General features: G+C 56.2%; 23 protein-coding genes and 1 other annotated feature. Of the genes, 16 read left to right on the top strand and 7 right to left on the bottom strand.

The features are described 5' to 3' along the window. Positions 1–5: 5 nt before the first annotated feature. The gene (gene pfkB / locus V7Q49_RS06855; RefSeq protein ID WP_333849987.1) at positions 6–938 is read right to left on the bottom strand and encodes a 6-phosphofructokinase II; all 933 of its coding nucleotides are present in this window, start codon (positions 936–938) and stop codon (positions 6–8) included. 293 nt (positions 939–1,231) lie between these two features. Between pfkB and V7Q49_RS06850 the strand changes: the two genes are divergently transcribed. Together V7Q49_RS06850 and V7Q49_RS06845 are read left to right on the top strand one after the other, a co-directional pair. Next, a complete protein-coding gene (locus tag V7Q49_RS06850) occupies positions 1,232–1,990 on the top strand; it encodes a DUF481 domain-containing protein (protein ID WP_333849986.1) in 759 nt (252 codons plus the stop codon). 255 nt (positions 1,991–2,245) lie between these two features. Then, on the top strand, positions 2,246–2,479 hold the full coding sequence (locus tag V7Q49_RS06845; protein ID WP_333849985.1) for a hypothetical protein: 234 nt from the start codon (positions 2,246–2,248) through the stop codon (positions 2,477–2,479). Between the two features lie 160 nt (positions 2,480–2,639). On the opposite strand, the gene yniD is transcribed toward V7Q49_RS06845, so the two are convergent. Then, complete coding sequence (yniD, locus tag V7Q49_RS06840; protein ID WP_231312552.1) at positions 2,640–2,747, bottom strand: small membrane protein YniD; 108 nt, start codon at positions 2,745–2,747, stop codon at positions 2,640–2,642. A 109-nt stretch (positions 2,748–2,856) separates the two neighbouring features. Beyond that, positions 2,857–2,949, bottom strand: a complete 93-nt coding sequence (gene yncL, locus V7Q49_RS06835; protein WP_072036629.1) for a stress response membrane protein YncL — start codon at positions 2,947–2,949, stop codon at positions 2,857–2,859. Positions 2,950–3,275: 326 nt separating this feature from the next. Here yncL and thrS point away from each other — a divergent pair, with 326 nt between their 5' ends. From thrS to selO, 14 genes are all read left to right on the top strand, one after another. Next, positions 3,276–5,204, top strand: coding sequence for a threonine--tRNA ligase (gene thrS / locus V7Q49_RS06830; RefSeq protein WP_333849984.1), 1,929 nt, complete (start codon positions 3,276–3,278; stop codon positions 5,202–5,204). A gap of 3 nt (positions 5,205–5,207) precedes the next feature. Then, on the top strand, positions 5,208–5,750 hold the full coding sequence (infC, locus tag V7Q49_RS06825; protein ID WP_059287945.1) for a translation initiation factor IF-3: 543 nt from the start codon (positions 5,208–5,210) through the stop codon (positions 5,748–5,750). Positions 5,751–5,846: 96 nt separating this feature from the next. Then, on the top strand, positions 5,847–6,044 hold the full coding sequence (gene rpmI, locus V7Q49_RS06820; protein WP_003030583.1) for a 50S ribosomal protein L35: 198 nt from the start codon (positions 5,847–5,849) through the stop codon (positions 6,042–6,044). A 51-nt stretch (positions 6,045–6,095) separates the two neighbouring features. Further along, a complete protein-coding gene (gene rplT, locus V7Q49_RS06815; RefSeq protein WP_032617738.1) occupies positions 6,096–6,452 on the top strand; it encodes a 50S ribosomal protein L20 in 357 nt (118 codons plus the stop codon). 117 nt (positions 6,453–6,569) lie between these two features. Further along, positions 6,570–6,693: a sequence feature (Phe leader region), on the top strand. After that, positions 6,575–6,619 carry a pheST operon leader peptide PheM gene (pheM, locus tag V7Q49_RS06810; protein ID WP_001386830.1) on the top strand — a complete coding sequence of 15 codons (45 nt, stop codon included), beginning with the start codon at positions 6,575–6,577 and terminating at the stop codon, positions 6,617–6,619. It overlaps the preceding feature by 45 nt. Before the next feature lie 40 nt (positions 6,694–6,733). Next, positions 6,734–7,717, top strand: coding sequence for a phenylalanine--tRNA ligase subunit alpha (gene pheS / locus V7Q49_RS06805; protein WP_106993635.1), 984 nt, complete (start codon positions 6,734–6,736; stop codon positions 7,715–7,717). A gap of 15 nt (positions 7,718–7,732) precedes the next feature. Beyond that, positions 7,733–10,120, top strand: a complete 2,388-nt coding sequence (gene pheT / locus V7Q49_RS06800; protein ID WP_333849981.1) for a phenylalanine--tRNA ligase subunit beta — start codon at positions 7,733–7,735, stop codon at positions 10,118–10,120. Between the two features lie 4 nt (positions 10,121–10,124). Beyond that, entirely contained in the window at positions 10,125–10,424 is a 300-nt protein-coding gene (ihfA, locus tag V7Q49_RS06795) for an integration host factor subunit alpha (protein ID WP_006820203.1), read from the top strand. Between the two features lie 101 nt (positions 10,425–10,525). Next, entirely contained in the window at positions 10,526–11,506 is a 981-nt protein-coding gene (btuC, locus tag V7Q49_RS06790; RefSeq protein ID WP_333849980.1) for a vitamin B12 ABC transporter permease BtuC, read from the top strand. 36 nt (positions 11,507–11,542) lie between these two features. After that, positions 11,543–12,094: a glutathione peroxidase gene (locus V7Q49_RS06785; protein WP_333849978.1), complete on the top strand. Its 552-nt coding sequence runs from the start codon at positions 11,543–11,545 to the stop codon at positions 12,092–12,094. Further along, complete coding sequence (gene btuD, locus V7Q49_RS06780; protein WP_333849975.1) at positions 12,094–12,849, top strand: vitamin B12 ABC transporter ATP-binding protein BtuD; 756 nt, start codon at positions 12,094–12,096, stop codon at positions 12,847–12,849. The genes V7Q49_RS06785 and btuD overlap by 1 nt, the downstream gene beginning before the upstream one ends. A 71-nt stretch (positions 12,850–12,920) precedes the next feature. Next, entirely contained in the window at positions 12,921–13,385 is a 465-nt protein-coding gene (locus tag V7Q49_RS06775) for an NlpC/P60 family protein (protein WP_333849974.1), read from the top strand. Between the two features lie 288 nt (positions 13,386–13,673). After that, the gene (locus V7Q49_RS06770) at positions 13,674–14,387 is read left to right on the top strand and encodes an EAL domain-containing protein (protein WP_333849973.1); all 714 of its coding nucleotides are present in this window, start codon (positions 13,674–13,676) and stop codon (positions 14,385–14,387) included. Between the two features lie 61 nt (positions 14,388–14,448). Further along, on the top strand, positions 14,449–15,891 hold the full coding sequence (gene selO / locus V7Q49_RS06765) for a protein adenylyltransferase SelO (RefSeq protein WP_333849972.1): 1,443 nt from the start codon (positions 14,449–14,451) through the stop codon (positions 15,889–15,891). On the opposite strand, the gene V7Q49_RS06760 is transcribed toward selO, so the two are convergent. From V7Q49_RS06760 to chuS, 4 genes are read right to left on the bottom strand one after another with little or no spacing between them, the layout of a single operon-like run. Next, positions 15,888–16,667 (bottom strand): heme ABC transporter ATP-binding protein, encoded by a 780-nt coding sequence (locus V7Q49_RS06760; protein ID WP_333849971.1) that lies wholly within the window; start codon positions 16,665–16,667, stop codon positions 15,888–15,890. The two genes, selO and V7Q49_RS06760, sit on opposite strands and share 4 nt — an antisense overlap. Continuing rightward, on the bottom strand, positions 16,660–17,652 hold the full coding sequence (locus V7Q49_RS06755; RefSeq protein WP_333849969.1) for a FecCD family ABC transporter permease: 993 nt from the start codon (positions 17,650–17,652) through the stop codon (positions 16,660–16,662). The genes V7Q49_RS06760 and V7Q49_RS06755 overlap by 8 nt, the downstream gene beginning before the upstream one ends. After that, positions 17,652–18,473: a heme/hemin ABC transporter substrate-binding protein gene (locus V7Q49_RS06750; protein WP_333849967.1), complete on the bottom strand. Its 822-nt coding sequence runs from the start codon at positions 18,471–18,473 to the stop codon at positions 17,652–17,654. Before V7Q49_RS06750 ends, V7Q49_RS06755 begins: the two co-directional genes overlap by 1 nt. Beyond that, the gene (gene chuS, locus V7Q49_RS06745) at positions 18,470–19,498 is read right to left on the bottom strand and encodes a hematinate-forming heme oxygenase ChuS (protein ID WP_333849966.1); all 1,029 of its coding nucleotides are present in this window, start codon (positions 19,496–19,498) and stop codon (positions 18,470–18,472) included. The genes V7Q49_RS06750 and chuS overlap by 4 nt, the downstream gene beginning before the upstream one ends. Positions 19,499–19,518: the final 20 nt, after the last annotated feature.

The raw sequence follows: 19,518 nt of genomic DNA, 5'->3' as shown, positions 1-19,518 counted from the left end.
ATCGATTACGCACTGATCAGGTATGTGAAAATTTTCTGTGTGTCATCCAGCGAACACAGTCGGGTGCCGTGATTAATGGTCGCCGCGCTACCTGCCGCCACGCCGTACTGGGTCATCTCCCGTAACGACGCGCCTTGCGCCAGCTTCAGCGTCATGGCCCCCACCATGCTGTCGCCCGCGCCGACGGTGCTCTGGCTTTTCATCGGCGGCGGCACAACATGCACCGATCCGCTTTCATCCACGGCCAGCGCCCCCTGTGGGCCGAGGGACACCACCACCCGCCGGGCTTTACCGCTCTTTATCAGCTCTTCGGCGGCGCTGCGCACGTCATCCGGCTGGCTGAGATCGCGATTGACCAGCGCGCTCAGCTCTTTCTGATTGGGTTTCACCAGCTCGATGTTGCCGAGAGCCAGCGCGGCGCTAAGCGCCTCCCCTGAGCTGTCCACGATGCAGCGAATGCCGTTCTGCTGCGCAGCGCGGATCAGCTGGGTCAGGCGTTCGGTTTTAACGCCGGGCGGCAGGCTGCCGCTGATAACCAGCAGCGCGCCGCTCTCGATAGCCAGCACTTTCTCTTCCAGCTGGCGAAACTCATCTTCGCTCAGGGTTGCGCCGGGCATCACAAAGCGGTACTGCTCGTGGGTGGATTCAACATGCACGTGCAGGTTTTGCCGGGTCCAGTCATGGGCTTCGACCGTCTCGACGGCGACCTGCTCATCAGCCAGAAGCGAGACAAGGTGTTCCCCCGTCGCGCCGCCCGCCGGAAAGATGGCGGTGGCTTTTCCGCCGAGGTGAACAATGGCGCGCGCCACGTTAATCCCGCCGCCACCGGGTTCGAAAACCGGCGCGCTGCAGCGGAGTTTCCCTTCCGGATAGAGTTGTGCCGTGAGGGTTGCGCTGTCCAGAGAAGGGGAGAGCGTCAACGTAAAGATACGATCCATGCTGATCTCCTTTGAATGAGGATAGCCCTAAGCCTGGCACCGAACCCACGGAAGGGAAAGTAAATAACAATATGATTTACAATATAAATATCATTGCGTGCCGTGACTTTTATTTATAAATAACCGGCTGGTTTAAGATCGTTCTTATTCCAAAAATGAAACAAGAAATCATTGCTATGTTATTTGAGCCTTTTTATAATTTGTTACCTTTCGCGGTATCCCATGGCATTGATCCGCAAGAAGGTTTCCGGGACCGTAATGGTCTCTTTTTTTGTTGTACGGACTCTTTATAAATGAAGCTCTTAAAGACAGTACCCGCTGCAATGATGGTAGCGGGAGGCCTGTTTGCGTCAATGTATGCAACAGCCGATGATTCCGTTTTTACTGTCATGGACGATCCCTCCACTGCACAGAAACCTTTCGAAGGTAACCTGAACGCAGGTTATCTGGCGCAATCGGGCAATACCAAAAGCTCCTCCCTGACCGCCGACACCACCATGACCTGGTATGGCATTACCACCGCCTGGTCGCTGTGGGGTAACGCCAGCAACACCTCTTCAAACGATGAGCGCTCTTCCGAGAAATATGCGGTGGGTGGGCGTAGCCGTTACAACATGACTGACGTCGACTATCTGTTCGGCCAGGCAAGCTGGTTAACCGACCGCTACAACGGCTACCGTGAGCGTGATGTAGCAACGGCTGGTTATGGTCGTCAGTTCCTGAATGGCCCGGTACACAGCTTCCGCTTTGAATTTGGTCCGGGTGTACGTTACGACGAATACACCGATGGCGACACCGAAACCCAGCCACTGGGCTATGCGTCCGGCACTTACGCCTGGCAGATGACCGATAACGCCAAATTTAGCCAGGGCGTCTCTGTCTTTGGCGCTGACGACACCACCGTCAACTCCGAGACCGCGCTGAACGTGGCGATTAACGCCCATTTCGGGCTAAAAGTGGCCTACAACGTGACCTGGAACTCTGAGCCGCCAGCCTCTGCACCGGAACATACCGATCGCAGAACGGTTGTCTCTCTGGGCTACAAAATGTAATTGTTACGGGCCAATAATAATTGGCCCGTTTTTAATTTTTGTGCTGATAAATAATAAACGCTGTTTTAAAATAATGAGGCCAGCCGATATCTCCATATTCTCTCCATAATTCCCCGCTTTGTTAACATTCAGTTTATTTGACACGAATTGATAAATATTTTGACTAGGCAAAAGTGTGATCCAGATCTAAACTACAAGGACAAGTTAGATATTGCCTTAAGTTGGTCTGTATTAATTCAGTAAGAGAAAAACATCATGAATAAAATCGCTACTGCATCTGCAGCAATAGTGCTTTCTGCACTATCATTCGGCGCCTTTGCCGCTGACTCCGTATATAACTCTGCCAGTGACAGCTCTGCACAAATCGGCATTACCAAAGCCTCTGATGTAGAAGCCGGTTCGAACATTGCCCCGGGCTCACAATCCACCGGGCAATCCATGGACGACGCGTTCGACGTGCATAAATTGGTTGCCGGTGAATGGTCCTGATTGATTCGTCAGGCACGTTAAATAGATTTACTGGCCGTTATTGGCGCTAAAAAAAACCGGATTTTGATGTACCGGTTTTTTTTATTTATGTCGTCTGTGTAAAGTTAATTAAAACGTAAGTTTATATTCGTTAGGTTTTGCAAGTACAGGGAAGATAAGATTAACCCCAAAGCATTGCCGCCCAGCGCAATAACAGCAGGGCAGCACAAAGAGTGATTAACACTATCACCATCTTCCAGTATTTTTTTGAAAAGCGTTTTGTCGGCATCATATCATCCTTGTTCTTTGGTCGCGGTTGACTGGCAAGTCTACCAAAGAGCAAAAATAATTGCGCTTCGCCGGAAAGTTAACGCGTCAGGTGCTTACAACGACGAGTGTCAAAACCAGTGAAACTTATCCGCCAGAATCACAAGTAATGCGGTGGCAGAAAGAATGTTCAGGATAACGACTGTTCTGCTGGATACGTTCATAATATGCCCCATAGTGTGTTGAAGGACCTGTTCAAGAATAGCTCAGCCACCCCGTATTGCGAGAAGCTGTTTGAAATTCCACGTTAAACTCATGCGAAAGTCGTAACGCTTTCAATCTGCCCGGAAGGGTGTTTTCACCCAGGCGTTAGTGTTACCATCAACAGGCTGATCGTAAATTGCCATTTTTCTGATTTCGATCCTGTGCATGATTGCGGGCCAATTTGACGATTGTTGGTCAGATGGTTTTGCAATTCACTGTAAATTAAAGATTATTTTCTTTGCATATGCTCTTATGTGTGGGGCATCACTGCAAATAAGGACATAAAATGCCTGTAATTACTCTTCCTGATGGCAGCCAACGCCATTTTGACCGCGCCGTCAGCCCAATGGATGTTGCGCTGGATATCGGCCCGGGTCTGGCGAAAGCCACTATTGCTGGCCGCGTAAACGGTACGCTGGTTGATGCTTCCGATTTAATTGAAAACGATGCGAAGCTGTCGATCATCACCGCGAAAGACGAAGAAGGTCTGGAGATCATTCGTCACTCGTGCGCGCACCTGCTCGGTCATGCGATCAAGCAGCTGTGGCCTAACACCAAAATGGCTATCGGCCCGGTTATTGACAACGGTTTCTACTATGACGTTGACCTTGACCACACGCTGACCCAGGAAGATATCGAAGCCCTCGAAAAGCGTATGCACGAACTGGCTGAGAGCAACTACGACGTCATCAAGAAGACTGTGAGCTGGCACGAAGCGCGTGAAACCTTCGTGAAGCGTGGTGAAAACTACAAAGTCACTATTCTTGACGAGAATATTGCTCATGATGACAAGCCTGGCTTGTATCATCACGAAGAATACATCGACATGTGCCGTGGCCCGCACGTGCCGAATATGCGCTTCTGTCATCACTTCAAACTGATGAAAACCGCGGGCGCTTACTGGCGTGGCGACAGCAACAATAAGATGTTGCAGCGCATCTACGGTACCGCCTGGGCAGATAAAAAAGCCCTGAGCGCGTATCTGCAGCGTCTGGAAGAAGCGGCGAAGCGTGACCACCGTAAAATTGGTAAACAGCTCGACCTGTATCATATGCAGGAAGAGGCGCCGGGTATGGTCTTCTGGCACAATGACGGCTGGACTATCTTCCGCGAGCTGGAAACTTTCGTGCGTTCCAAGCTGAAAGCGTACCAGTATCAGGAAGTGAAAGGCCCGTTCATGATGGACCGTGTACTGTGGGAAAAAACCGGCCACTGGGACAACTACAAAGATGCGATGTTCACCACCTCTTCTGAGAACCGTGAATACTGCATCAAGCCAATGAACTGCCCGGGCCACGTTCAGATCTTTAACCAGGGTCTGAAATCCTACCGCGATCTGCCGCTGCGTATGGCGGAGTTCGGTAGTTGCCACCGTAACGAGCCATCAGGTGCGCTGCATGGTCTGATGCGTGTTCGTGGCTTTACGCAGGATGATGCGCATATCTTCTGTACTGAAGATCAGGTACGTGATGAAGTTAACGCCTGTATTCGTATGGTCTACGATATGTACAGCACCTTTGGCTTCGAGAAGATCGTGGTCAAACTCTCAACGCGTCCGGAAAAACGTATCGGTAGCGATGAGACCTGGGATCGTGCTGAGGCGGATCTCGCCGTGGCGCTGGAAGAGAACGGTATCCCGTTCGAATACCAGCTGGGCGAGGGCGCATTCTACGGTCCGAAAATTGAATTTACCCTGTATGACTGTCTCGATCGTGCATGGCAGTGCGGTACTGTACAGCTGGACTTCTCCCTGCCGCAGCGTTTAAGCGCCTCTTATGTTGGCGAAGATAACGAGCGTCAGGTGCCGGTAATGATTCACCGTGCTATCCTCGGTTCACTGGAGCGCTTCATCGGCATCCTTACCGAAGAGTTCGCGGGCTTCTTCCCAACCTGGCTTGCGCCAGTGCAGGTAGTAGTGATGAACATTACCGATTCTCAGGCTGATTACGTTAAAGAATTGACGCAGAAACTACAAAATGCGGGCATTCGCGTAAAAGCAGACTTGAGAAATGAGAAGATTGGCTTTAAAATCCGCGAGCACACTTTACGTCGTGTCCCGTATATGTTGGTCTGTGGTGATAAAGAGGTGGAAGCAGGCAAAGTTGCCGTTCGCACCCGCCGTGGTAAAGACCTGGGCAGCCTGGACGTAAATGAAGTGATTGAGAAGCTGCAACAAGAGATTCGCAGCCGCAGTCTTCAACAACTGGAGGAATAAGGTATTAAAGGCGGAAAACGAGTTCAAACGGCACGTCCGAATCGTATCAATGGCGAGATTCGCGCCCAGGAAGTTCGCTTAACAGGTCTGGAAGGCGAGCAGCTGGGGATTGTGAGTCTGAGAGAAGCGATCGAAAAGGCTGAAGAAGCTGGAGTAGATTTAGTTGAAATCAGCCCTAACGCCGAACCGCCAGTTTGTCGTATCATGGACTACGGCAAGTTCCTTTATGAAAAGAGTAAGTCTTCTAAGGAACAGAAGAAGAAACAAAAAGTTATCCAGGTTAAGGAAATCAAATTCCGTCCTGGTACCGACGATGGCGATTATCAGGTAAAACTCCGCAGCCTGATACGCTTTCTGGAAGATGGCGATAAGGCCAAGATCACACTGCGTTTCCGCGGTCGTGAGATGGCCCACCAACAGATCGGCATGGAAGTGCTTAACCGCGTCCGTGAAGATCTGAGTGAACTGGCAGTAGTCGAATCCTTCCCTACGAAGATCGAAGGCCGCCAGATGATCATGGTGCTCGCTCCTAAGAAGAAACAGTAGGCCTTCAAGTAGCAATTCCTGTGGAGCCGACAGGCTTCGCAGGTTTTGTTCGCCTGGGTTTCGTTTATTTAACAATGCGAAGTGGAAGTTATTAAGATGCCAAAAATTAAGACCGTACGCGGTGCTGCTAAGCGCTTCAAAAAAACCGGTGGTGGTGGATTTAAGCGTAAGCACGCAAACCTGCGTCATATTCTGACCAAAAAATCTACTAAGCGTAAACGTCACCTGCGTCCAAAAGGCCTTGTGTCTAAAGGCGATCTGGGTCTGGTTATCGCGTGCCTGCCGTACGCATAAGCCGTTAACGTTTAATTTTTTTACTAAGAATATAGATACAGGAGAGCACATATGGCTCGCGTAAAACGTGGTGTAGTTGCCCGCGCACGTCACAAGAAAATTTTGAAACAAGCCAAAGGCTACTACGGTGCGCGTTCACGCGTATACCGCGTTGCCTTCCAGGCAGTTATCAAAGCTGGTCAGTACGCTTACCGTGACCGTCGTCAACGTAAACGTCAGTTCCGTCAACTGTGGATTGCGCGTATCAACGCAGCAGCACGTCAGAACGGTATTTCTTACAGCAAATTCATCAACGGCCTGAAAAAAGCCTCTGTTGAAATCGACCGTAAGATCCTGGCTGACATCGCAGTATTCGACAAAGTAGCGTTCACCGCTCTGGTCGAAAAAGCGAAAGCAGCTCTGGCATAAGCCAGTTGAAAGAGGGAGCTCTGCTCCCTCTTTTCGTTTCAACAGCATCAAAACGTTGACAATTTTCTGCTGACCCTTTTCAATAAGGCGTTAGGTCCCTTACCACACAAGGTAATGCAAGCATGAATGCTGCTATTTTCCGCTTCTTCTTTTACTTTAGCACCTGACATCAGGAGGCTAGCGCGTGAAAGACGAAACGGAAAACAGCGCCAGAAAGCCTCCTGATGGAGGCTTTTTTTGTATCTGACGCTTGTAAATATCGCTACATAACGAGGAAAACCATGTCACATCTCGCAGAGCTGGTTGCCAGTGCAACGGCCGCCATTAACCAGGCCTCAGATGTTGCCGCGTTAGACAACGTCCGCGTCGAATATCTGGGCAAGAAAGGGCACCTGACCCTTCAAATGACTACCCTGCGTGAGTTGCCGCCAGAAGAGCGTCCGGCTGCAGGTGCGGTGATTAACGAAGCCAAAGAGCAGGTTCAGCAGGTGCTGAACGAGCGTAAAAATGCGCTGGAAAGCGCCGCGCTGAACGCCCGTCTGGCTGCCGAAACCATCGATGTCTCCCTGCCAGGTCGTCGTATTGAGAACGGTGGTCTGCACCCGGTCACCCGCACCATCGACCGCATTGAAAGTTTCTTCGGTGAGCTCGGCTTTACCGTGGCGACCGGCCCGGAAATCGAAGACGATTACCATAACTTCGATGCCCTGAATATCCCAGGCCACCACCCGGCACGTGCTGACCACGACACTTTCTGGTTTGATGCTACCCGCCTGCTGCGTACCCAGACCTCTGGCGTACAGATCCGTACCATGAAAGAGCAGGAACCGCCGATCCGCATCATCGCGCCAGGTCGCGTCTATCGTAACGACTACGATCAGACCCACACCCCAATGTTCCATCAGATGGAAGGGCTGATCGTTGATAAAAACATCAGCTTCACCAACCTGAAAGGCACGCTGCACGATTTCCTGAACAACTTCTTTGAGGAAGATTTACAGGTTCGTTTCCGTCCGTCCTACTTCCCGTTCACCGAACCGTCCGCAGAAGTTGACGTGATGGGTAAAAACGGCAAATGGCTGGAAGTGCTGGGCTGCGGCATGGTGCACCCGAACGTCCTGCGTAACGTTGGCATTGATCCGGAAGTTTACTCCGGCTTTGCGTTCGGTATGGGCATGGAGCGTCTGACCATGCTGCGTTATGGCGTGACCGACTTGCGCGCTTTCTTCGAAAACGATCTGCGTTTCCTCAAACAGTTTAAATAAGGGCAGGACAGAACAATGAAATTCAGTGAACTGTGGTTACGCGAATGGGTGAACACCGACCTCGATAGCGAAGCGCTCTCTAACCAGATCACCATGGCCGGCCTGGAAGTGGACGGCGTTGAGCCGGTTGCTGGGGCCTTTAACGGCGTGGTGGTTGGTGAAGTCGTCGAGTGCGGTCAGCACCCGAACGCAGACAAGCTGCGTGTCACCAAAGTTAACGTGGGCGGCGAACGCCTGCTCGATATCGTCTGCGGCGCGGCAAACTGCCGTCAGGGCCTGAAAGTGGCCGTGGCGACCGTTGGTGCGGTGCTGCCGGGCGATTTCAAAATCAAAGCGGCGAAACTGCGCGGCGAGCCGTCGGAAGGCATGCTGTGCTCGTTCTCTGAGCTGGGTATTTCCGATGACCATTCCGGCATCATTGAGCTGCCAGCGGATGCGCCAATTGGTACAAGTCTGCGCGAATACCTGAAGCTCGATGATAACACCATCGAGATCAGCGTCACGCCAAACCGTGCCGACTGCTTAGGTATCATCGGCGTGGCCCGCGACGTGGCGGTACTGAACCAGACCGAACTGAACGCGCCTGAGATTGCGCCCGTTGCGGCTACCATCACCGACACCCTGCCAATCCAGGTTGAAGCCGCTGACGCCTGTCCGCGCTACCTGGGCCGTGTGGTGAAAGGTATCAATGTTAAAGCGCCAACCCCGCTGTGGATGAAAGAGAAGCTGCGCCGCTGCGGCATCCGTTCTATCGATGCGGTGGTGGACGTGACCAACTACGTCCTGCTGGAGCTGGGTCAGCCGATGCACGCGTTCGATAAAGATCGCATCGAAGGCGGCATCGTCGTGCGCATGGCGAAAGAGGGCGAAACCCTGGTCCTGCTGGACGGCAGCGAAGCCAAACTGAATGCCGATACCCTGGTGATTGCCGATCGCGGCAAAGCGCTGGCAATGGGCGGTATCTTCGGCGGTGAACACTCTGGTGTGAACGATGAAACCCAGAACGTGCTGCTGGAGTGCGCCTTCTTTAGCCCGCTGTCCATTACCGGTCGCGCCCGTCGTCATGGCCTGCATACCGATGCGTCTCACCGCTATGAGCGCGGCGTGGATCCGGCCCTGCAGTACAAAGCGATGGAGCGAGCCACCCGCCTGCTGATCGACATCTGCGGTGGCGAAGCCGGCCCGGTGATTGATGTCACCAGCGATGCGCATCTGCCGAAGCCTGCGACCATCACCCTGCGTCGCAGCAAGCTGGATCGCCTGATTGGTCATCACATTGCCGATGCGCAGGTGAGCGACATTCTGCGCCGTCTGGGCTGTGACGTGACCGACGGTCAGGACCAGTGGACGGCCGTGGCGCCAAGCTGGCGTTTCGATATGGAAATCGAAGAAGATCTGGTGGAAGAAGTGGCCCGTGTTTACGGCTACAACAACATTCCTGATGAGCCGGTGCAGGCTGGTCTGGTGATGGGCACCCATCGTGAAGCCGACCTCTCTCTGAAGCGGGTGAAAACCCTGCTGAACGACAAAGGTTACCAGGAAGTGATCACCTACAGTTTCGTTGATCCGAAAGTGCAGCAGCTGATCCACCCGGGCCAGGAAGCCTTGATCCTGCCAAGCCCAATCTCCAGCGAAATGTCCGCTATGCGTCTGTCGCTGCTGACTGGCCTGTTGAGCACCATCGTCTACAACCAGAACCGTCAGCAGAGCCGCGTGCGCATCTTCGAAACCGGTCTGCGCTTTGTGCCGGACACCCAGGCTAACCTCGGTATCCGTCAGGATCTGATGCTGGCGGGCGCTATCTGCGGTAACCGCTATGAAGAGCACTGGGATCTGAGCAAAAACAGCGTTGATTTCTACGACCTGAAGGGCGATCTGGAATCGGTGCTGGATCTGACCGGTAAATTGTCTGAAATTGAGTTCCGTGCTGAAGCCATTCCGGCCCTGCATCCGGGCCAGAGCGCCGCGATTTATCTGAAAGGTGAACGTGTTGGTTTCATTGGTGTTGTGCACCCGGAGCTGGAGCGCAAGCTGGATCTCAACGGCCGCACGCTGGCGTTTGAACTGGAGTGGAACAAGGTCGCAGACCGCGTCATTCCTCAGGCTCAGGACGTTTCCCGCTTCCCTGCAAACCGTCGTGATATCGCCGTTGTGGTGGCCGAAAATGTGCCTGCCGCAGATATTTTGGCCGAATGTAAGAAAGTTGGCGTAAATCAGGTAGTTGGCGTAAACTTATTTGACGTGTACCGCGGCAAGGGCGTAGCAGAGGGCTTTAAGAGCCTGGCTATCAGCCTGATCCTTCAGGATACCAGCCGTACACTCGAAGAAGAGGAGATTGCCGCTACCGTCGCCAAATGTGTAGAGGCATTAAAAGAGCGATTCCAGGCATCATTGAGGGATTGAACCTATGGCGCTTACAAAAGCTGAAATGTCCGAATATCTGTTTGATAAGCTTGGGCTTAGCAAACGGGATGCCAAAGAGCTGGTTGAGCTGTTTTTCGAAGAGATCCGTCGCGCTCTGGAAAATGGTGAGCAGGTAAAACTCTCCGGCTTTGGTAACTTTGATTTGCGCGACAAGAATCAACGTCCGGGCCGTAACCCGAAGACGGGTGAGGATATTCCCATTACAGCTCGCCGCGTGGTGACCTTCAGACCCGGCCAGAAGTTAAAAAGCCGTGTCGAAAACGCCTCACCCAAAGCAGAGTGATATGATCTAACCAAAAAGGCCGCTGATGCGGCCTTTTTTCTTTGCGCTGCCGTAAACCCACCGTAAAATCAATTACATCATTCACCCGCAAAATGACTCCGATGCCCGAATTTGCCCGTCAGCAGTACCGCTCCGATCTGCGTAAATTGCTCTTTCTGATCCTGGCGCTGGTTATCGCGCTGGGATTGAGCCTCTGCGCGGGCGATCTGTGGATTGGTCCTGAGGCGTGGTTTACTCCCCGTGGTGAGCTGTTTATCTGGCAAATCCGCCTGCCGCGCACCCTGGCCGTGGTGCTGGTGGGGGCGGCGCTGGCGCTCAGCGGGACAATCATGCAGGCGCTGTTCGATAACCCGCTGGCGGAGCCTGGCTTATTAGGCGTATCGAACGGTGCCGGAGTAGGGCTGATTGCCGCCGTCATGCTCGGCGGCGGGGCGCTATCGGGCTGGAGCTTAAGCCTCTGCGCCATCGCCGGGGCGCTAATCATTACCCTCATTTTGCTGCGTTTCGCCCGCCGCCACCTCTCCGTGAGCCGCCTGCTGCTTGCCGGGGTGGCGTTGGGTATCATCTGTAGCGCCCTGATGACCTGGGCGGTCTACTTCTCTACCGCCTTCGATCTGCGCCAGCTGATGTACTGGATGATGGGCGGCTTCGGCGGCATGGACTGGAGCCAGGGCTGGCTGATGCTGCTGCTGGCACCTGCCATCGTCTGGGCCTGCTTTCAGGCATCACCGCTCAACATTCTGGTGCTGGGGGAAATATCGGCCCGTCAGCTGGGGCTGCCGCTCACCTTCTGGCGCAACACGCTGGTGGTTGCCATCGGCTGGATGGTGGGCGTGAGCGTGGCCCTGGCCGGCGCTATCGGCTTTATCGGCCTTGTGATTCCCCATATGCTGCGTTTGTGTGGTATTACCGATCACCGGCTGTTATTGCCCGCTGCGGCAGTGACAGGCGGCGCAACGCTGCTTTTTGCAGATATCATCGCGCGCCTGGCGCTCAACGCCGCGGAGCTGCCCATTGGGGTAGTGACTGCGACGCTGGGCGCACCCGTGTTTATCTGGCTACTCTTAAAAGCCGGACGTTAAGTACAGCCCATCTGAACCACAACCTGAGAGAATGCTATGCCGAACGATATTCTGAACACCGAAGTGACGACCATTGATGGCAAAACCACCACCCTTGAGGACTATAAAGGCAAGGTGCTGCTGGTGGTGAACGTGGCATCGAAATGCGGCCTGACGCCGCAGTATGAGCAGCTCGAAAATATCCATAAAGCGTGGGAAAAGGACGGTTTTACCGTGCTTGGCTTCCCGTGCAACCAGTTCCTCGGCCAGGAGCCTGGTAGCGAAGAGGAGATCAAAACCTTCTGCAGCACCACCTATGGCATTACTTTCCCGATGTTCAGCAAAATCGAGGTTAATGGCGAAGCCCGTCATCCGCTGTATCAAAAATTGATTGCCGCGGCCCCGGTGGCTGTCGCTCCTGAAAGCAGCGGTTTTTATGAGCGTCTGGCGAGCAAAGGCCGTGCGCCGCTCTATCCTGACGACATCTTATGGAATTTCGAAAAATTCCTGATTGGCCGCGATGGGGAAGTGGTCCAGCGCTTTGCGCCGGATATGACCCCTGAAGATCCGATCCTGATGGAAGCGATCAAGCTGGCCCTCGCGAAGTAATGTCCATGCTGATGCAGCTCAATGGGGTAACGGAACCCGGGCGTCTGCAACCGCTGACCGCTCAGGTTAACGCTGGGGAGATCCTGCACCTGGTCGGCCCAAATGGGGCAGGTAAAAGCACATTGCTTGCACATATGGCCGGGCTGAGCACCGGGCAGGGCGAAATCCTGCTGCAGGGCGAACCGCTCTCCAGGTGGTCCCCTGCGTCGCTGGCCTGCCGCAGGGCGTATCTGGCCCAGCAGCAAACCGCGCCGTTCGCCATGCCGGTCTGGCACTATCTGACGCTGCATCAGTACGACAATCAGCAAAAAGCACTGCTCGGTGAGGTGGCGGAGGCGCTGGGTATTGCGGATAAGCTGTCGCGCCACGTCAGCCAGCTCTCCGGCGGGGAGTGGCAGCGCGTGCGGCTGGCCGCCGTGATCCTGCAAATTCACCCTGGCGGCAACCCGCACGGCCAGCTATTGTTGTTGGACGAGCCGATGAACAGTCTCGACGTGGCCCAGCAGGTAGCGCTCGACCGGTTGTTAAGCGCGCTGTCCCGGCAGGGGGTTGCGGTGGTGATGAGCAGCCACGATCTCAACCATACGCTGCGCCACGCCCATCGCGTCTGGCTGCTGAAGCGGGGTCAACTGATCGCCAGCGGCGCGCGTGACAGCGTGCTGACGCCGCCGAATCTGGCTAAAGCCTACGACATGTCATTCCGCCGTCTGGATATCGAAGGTCACAGAATGATCGTTTCGACGTCCCAGGAATAACCGCTTGTTGCGTCGTGACATATTCACAGGCTAAATTACGGAAAGCAAAAAAATCAGAGGATTCGTCTGGAATGCGATTCTGTTTTCTTCTTGTGGCCGCGCTATTTCTTGCAGGATGCAGCAGCCATCGCGCACCGCCCCCCAACCCGCGGCTGTCCGATTCTATTGCCGTCATTGCAGGCCTCAACGATCAGCTGCATCACTGGAGCGGCACCCCTTATCGCTACGGCGGCATGACGCGTGGCGGGATTGATTGTTCAGGATTTGTGCTGCTGACCTTCCGCGACCAGTTTGAGTTGCAGCTGCCGCGTGAAACGCGTCAGCAGGCGACTATCGGCACCGAAATCGATAAAGATGACCTGCTCCCGGGCGATCTGGTGTTCTTCAAAACCGGCTCCGGCGAAAGCGGGCTGCACGTCGGGATATACGACACCGATAATCAGTTTATTCATGCCTCGACCAGTCGTGGCGTGATGCGCTCCTCCCTCAATAACGTCTACTGGCGTAAAAATTTCTGGCAAGCGCGACGTATATAATCCTGTCGCGCCGCCCGGCGCGACATTCTTTTTCATCCGTCAATGTTATTAGTAAGCGTGCCTTAATTGATAAGAATTACTTAGCCGCTGAATTAATTTGATGCAATTCTGGTAGTTAGGCACAACTGGCTATTAACCAGTATTCAGTATAAGATTATTTCAGGACTAAGGAGAATCCGAATATTTAATGGAACGAATGAAACTAATCTTATTAAAATCCATAAAGTTGAATTGCTTCAGCATATGTTTCAGGATGTCTTGTATCGTTTTTAAACCGGGTCGGACGCCATGATTGTGATGCTGGATATTGCTTATCAGTCTGAATTGTTATTACTGCCTGCGCGGCAAGACTCAGGGGCGTTGACAGGCCTTGAAATAGTCGTGAACTTTGTTGGGGTGGATAACCAGGTCCGCATTCCGACCGAGCTGGTGCGCCCGTACCTCTCCCCTGAGCAAGAGCTGATGCTGTTTCAGGAACAGCTGGCGATGCTCGAGAGCTGCAAACTCTTTTTTATTCAGCAACAGCTTACGGCATGGATAAATATCTCTCCGACAATCGTTGAATACCTCGTCATGGAACAAAATGGTGTTTCAATATGTGAACAACATCCGTGGCTGGAATTCACTATTAATGAGAATTATCCTGATCTGAATAAAGGCAATATGAATACGACCCTGATGGACTTTGCCCTGCGTTTTCCGCTGGTGTTGGGCAATTTCGGTGCCGGGGATGCCTCCACTAAAGCCATTTTTGATGGCATGTTTAAACGCGTGGCGCTGGATAAAAACTTCATTCAGCAACATTTATCAGATAATACATTTGAGCTGTTATTACGGGCGATCTTGACCCAGGTTTCGCCTTACTGTCAGTCGTTGATGGTGGCAGGCGTGGACGATGACGTTGCCCTGCAGCGGCTGTCGGCATTTGGCTTCAGCGCCATGCAGGGCGGCTTGTGGCCTGCGGTTCCCCTTGAACGCATCACCTCCCTGGTGCAGGGATAACCCTTGTCTTACCCGGTGTTTAACCTCTGATAAACCCACTACACTAAAAGCAGGAGGACCTATGACCCTGTCTTTTACCGCGCACTGGCATGATGAACTACCCGGCTTTTATACGGCACTGAAACCCACTCCACTCAATAATGCCCGCCTGATCTGGCATAACACGGCGCTGGCCGCCGAGCTGGCGATCCCGGAATCGCTGTTTAGTCCTGAACAGGGCGCTGGCGTCTTTGGCGGCGAAACTCTGCTGCCGGGCATGCAGCCGCTGGCTCAGGTCTACAGCGGCCATCAGTTCGGCGTCTGGGCCGGACAGCTGGGGGACGGGCGGGGGATCCTGCTTGGTGAACAGCAGCTCGCCAACGGGCAAACGATGGACTGGCACCTCAAGGGCGCTGGGCTGACTCCTTACTCTCGTATGGGCGACGGGCGCGCCGTACTGCGTTCCACCATCCGCGAAAGCCTGGCCTCGGAGGCGATGCACGCCCTTGGGATCCCCACCACACGGGCGCTGTCGATTGTTACCAGCGACACCCCCGTAGCGCGTGAAACCATGGAGCAGGGGGCGATGCTGATCCGCGTCGCCCAGAGCCACGCCCGTTTCGGTCATTTCGAACACTTCTATTATCGCCGCGAGCCGGAGAAAGTTCGCCAGCTGGCGGATTTTGTCATTCGTCATCACTGGCCGCAGTTGAAGGATGAAACTGATAAGTACATCCTCTGGTTCCGGGATGTGGTAGCGCGGACCGCCGCACTGATCGCCACCTGGCAGACGGTGGGCTTTGCCCACGGGGTGATGAACACCGATAACATGTCGATCCTCGGCCTGACCATCGACTACGGCCCGTACGGCTTCCTCGACGACTACCAGCCGGGCTATATCTGCAACCACTCCGATTATCAGGGGCGTTACAGCTTTGATAACCAGCCGGCGGTGGGCCTGTGGAACCTGCAGCGTCTGGCGCAGTCCCTGTCGCCGTTTATCGACGTTGAGGCGCTCAACGACGCGCTGGATGGTTATCAGGAAGTTCTGCTGCAGCAGTACGGCAAGCTGATGCGCCGCAAGCTGGGGCTGATGACTCAGGAGCGGGGCGACAATGAGATCCTGAATAACCTGTTTGCGCTGATGGCGCGGGAAGGCAGCGACTACACCCGCACGTTCCGCATGCTGGGCCAGACCGAGCAGCACAGCGCCGCCTCACCGCTGCGCGACGAGTTTATTGACCGGCAGGCCTTTGATGACTGGTTTGCGGCATACCGTGCGCGTCTCCAGCAGGAGAATATCGCCGATGATGCGCGTCAGGCGCAGATGAATGCCGTTAACCCGGCGATGGTGCTGCGCAACTGGCTCGCGCAGCGGGCCATTGAGCAGGCTGAGAAAGGCGATTACGCCGAGCTGCACCGGCTGCATGAGGCTCTGCGCACGCCGTTTGCCGATCGCAGCGATGACTACATCAGCCGCCCACCGGACTGGGGTAAGCGGCTGGAGGTGAGTTGCTCGAGCTAAGGGACGAGAAAAACCTGTGGGGTAGCGTTGAATGGATGCTGCCCCACATGCACCTGTGCGCCGTACCAGCGCGCCAGGTCATCGGCTTTTAGCACCGACGGCGGCGTCCCCTGGGAGACAATCCTGCCCTCATGCAGGAGCACAATCCGGTCGGCCCATAAGGCGGCCAGATTGAGATCGTGCAGCACCACGCAGACGTGCAAGTTCCCGTCCGCCGTCAGCGTTTTCAACAGCCGCAGCAGATGCTGTTGGTAGTAAAGATCCAGCGCCGAAGTGGGCTCATCGAGGAACAGCCAGCCGCGTGGCGCGCCGCCGTACCACAGCTGCGCCAGCGCCCGGGCCAGCTGCACCCGCTGCTGTTCTCCTCCCGACAGGGCCGCATAGTGACGGCCGGCCAGTGGCTGACAGCCGGTAAGCTGCATCACCTCGCTGACGATCTTCGCCTCGGGCTGCGGCGTCCAGGGTGAACGACCCATCCCGATTACCGCTTCCACCGGCCAGTCGAAGCCCAACTGGGTTTGCTGGCGCATCACTGCCCGCTGGCGCGATAACGCCTGGGTACTCCACGCCGCCAGCGCTTTTCCGCCCAGCAGACAGCGCCCGGCTTCCGGCCTGAGAAAACCGGTTAACAGACGCAGCAGGGTCGATTTCCCCGCGCCGTTGGGGCCGATCAGCGCCACCAGCTCACCCGACGCAAGCGACAGCGAGACGTCGCGTACCACCTTCCGGCCTGCCACGCGGTAAGACACGCCTTCAGCAATCAGGGATTCAGCCATGCTGGCCTCCATGACGAAAAATAAGCCACAGGAACCAGGGCGCGCCGAGAATGCTGGTCAGCAACCCCACCGGCATCTCCGCCGGGGCGACCAGCGTACGTGCGGCGGTATCGGCAATCAGCAGCAGGAACGCCCCCGCCAGCAGCGAACCGGGGATCACCGCCCGGTGATCCGACCCCAGCCACATGCGCATCAGGTGCGGCACCACCAGACCAATAAAGCCAATCACCCCGCTAACTGCCACCGCAGCGGCCACCAGCAGGGCGCTGCACAGGAGTAAAACCCGCTGGACGAGCCGCACGTCGACGCCCAGATAGTGCGCCTCCTCTTCGCCGAGTTGCAGCAGGTTGAGGGTCGCCGCCAGCCGCCAGATCGCCAGTACGGTGGGGATCATCAGCGAGGTCACCGCCAGCAGGGTGGACCACTGGGCCTGACCGAGGCTGCCCATGCCCCACAGCGAGAGCTGGCGCAGCTGGGCGTCGTTACTGACCCACGACAACACGCCCACCGCCGCCCCGCACAGGGCGTTGATGGCGATCCCCACCAGCAGCAGCCGAGACAGCGAACTCTCCCGCTGCTGGCTGAGCAGAAAAATGACCACCGTGGCCGCCAGCGCACCAATAAAGGCCGCCAGCATCGGGGCGTAGAGCATCAGCAGGGCGGGCAGGGTGACGGGCAACACCACCCACAGCGCGACGGCGCAGGCGGCACCGCTGCTGATCCCCAGCAAACCGGGGTCGGCAAGCGGGTTGCGAAACAGCCCCTGCATCACGCAGCCCGCCAGCGCCAGCGAGCCGCCAATCACCAGCGCCAGCAGCACCCGCGGCAGGCGGATGGTGAGCCAGATCTGGCGCAACGCCTCGTCACTGCCGCTCCAGAGCAGGGCCACCGGCAGGCGCAACGCGCCAAAACCGGTGGCCAGCAGCGTCATCAGCGCAAGCGCCATTGCCAGCCCCCACAGGGAATAGCCGATCCGGCGAGGCATCAGGGCAGTTGCTCGGCTTTGCTGCGCAGTTGCCCAATGGCCTGCGGGGTGCGCACGCTAAACCCGAGCAGCGCCATATCGTCAATCTGCAGCACCTGTTTATTACGCCCCGCCGGGGTTTGCGCCAGACCTGGCAGCTTCCACAGATTCGCTTCTCCGCCCAACGCTTTTACGCCGTCCTGGGAGATCACCACCAGATCGGGCTGGCTGGCAATGACCCCTTCCTGGGAAAGGGGCTGATAGCGTGAGAATCCCTGCATCGCGTTTTGCAGACCGGCCGCGCGGATCGCCGCATCAGCCCCGGTCTCCTGGCCCGCGGCCATGGCGGTCATTCCGCCGTGGTTGAGGATAAACAGCACCCGCTTCTCGATCGGCGCGGCGGGCAGCGCAGCGAGCTCCTGCTGCAGGCGCTTACGCAGAGCTTCCCCTTCGGCAACGCGGTGCGTCGCCTGAGCCACCACCCGTACCTTCTCGTCAATGATGCTGAGGGCGTTGCTGCCCGGCACCGTCACCACGCTGACGTGACTCTGCCCGACCTGTTTCAGCGCCAGCGAAGGCTGCGCCTGGGCGCTGGCTAACACCAGCGTTGGACGCATCGCCAGGATCCCCTCGGCATTGAGCTGACGCAGATAGCCCACATCCGGCAGGGAGGTAGCCTGCTCCGGCCACTGGCTGGTACTGTCGCGCGCCACCAGCGAACCTTCGGCTCCCAGGGCGTAAACAATCTCGGTCACGTCGCCGCCGAGAGCGACGATCTTCTCCTGCGCCGCGCCAATGGCGGCCAGCGGGAGCGCCACAAGCAGGGCGAGCACTTTTCTCATGCGGCCAGCCCTTTTACCGTCAGGGCGTCGATCCGGGACCGCCACTGGCTCTGCTCTGGCTCGCCTTCCGTACGCTGACCGTACAGCTGGGCGATCTGCGTCCCGTCGGCGGCAAAGAGTTCGAGGCTGGTGACATGCCCGTCGGCGGTGGGTTTGCGCGTCACCCAGGTCTCGGCGATGGTCTCTTCCAGCAGATGCAGGGTAAAGGCCGGATTGAAGATGTTCAGCCAGCCCTTCATCGGCACCACTTTCTCTACCGCGCCGGTGAAGATCTGCACGCAGCCGCGGTTGCCGACGAAAATCATGATCTCGTTACCGTCCTGACGGGCGGTATTCAGCAGCCGGGCCAGGGCGCTGTTCTCCACCTGGCAGGCGAGGTCGTCACCCACCAGGCGGAACGCCTGCTGACGGGTCAGACTGTGGCGCTTCAGCAGGCCAAAGAACTGGTGCACGTCGGTCATGGCGCGCCACTCGCTGTCCACCGTCGCGGCATCGGCAGTCGCCACATTCACGTCTGGATCGGCGGCTTTTAGCGTCAGCGGCGGGTTATCGGCGAAGATAAAGCGGGACAGCAGATCGCCCCAGGCCGATACATCGGTGTTGTCGGTGGTGTAGACCTTCAGAAGGGCATCCCCCTGATGGTCGAAGAACTGAATGCTTTGACGCTCGCCGCGGGCGGTGGTTTCGGTGATATGAAACGCGCTGGCCCACTGGTTGAGGAACAGGCGCAGATCCAGCGCGCGCGGGTTGAGCACCAGCCCGGCATGGCCGTTCAGGTGCTGGTGAGTAAAAGTGCCCACCTGTTCATGAACCGCGTATTGGTTGCGGCAGATGCACTTGGTTTCGCCCACCGCTTCCAGCGCGCCGAGGATGGTGCGGATTTCGCCGTGAAGACGCCATGCATCGTGGCCCACCCGAGCCCAGGTCAGTTCGGCTTCGCTGATGTTCATCAGGGCAGCGATGTCACGCGCGTATTTCCCGGGGTTCTGTTCTTTTAGTTCAAGCCAGCGTGTGTAGTGATTCATTGTCTCTTCCTTCCGGATAA

Source organism: Leclercia sp. (genome assembly GCF_036780805.1).
Lineage (GTDB): Bacteria > Pseudomonadota > Gammaproteobacteria > Enterobacterales > Enterobacteriaceae > Enterobacter.
This window is presented reverse-complemented; position numbering and strand designations above follow the sequence as displayed.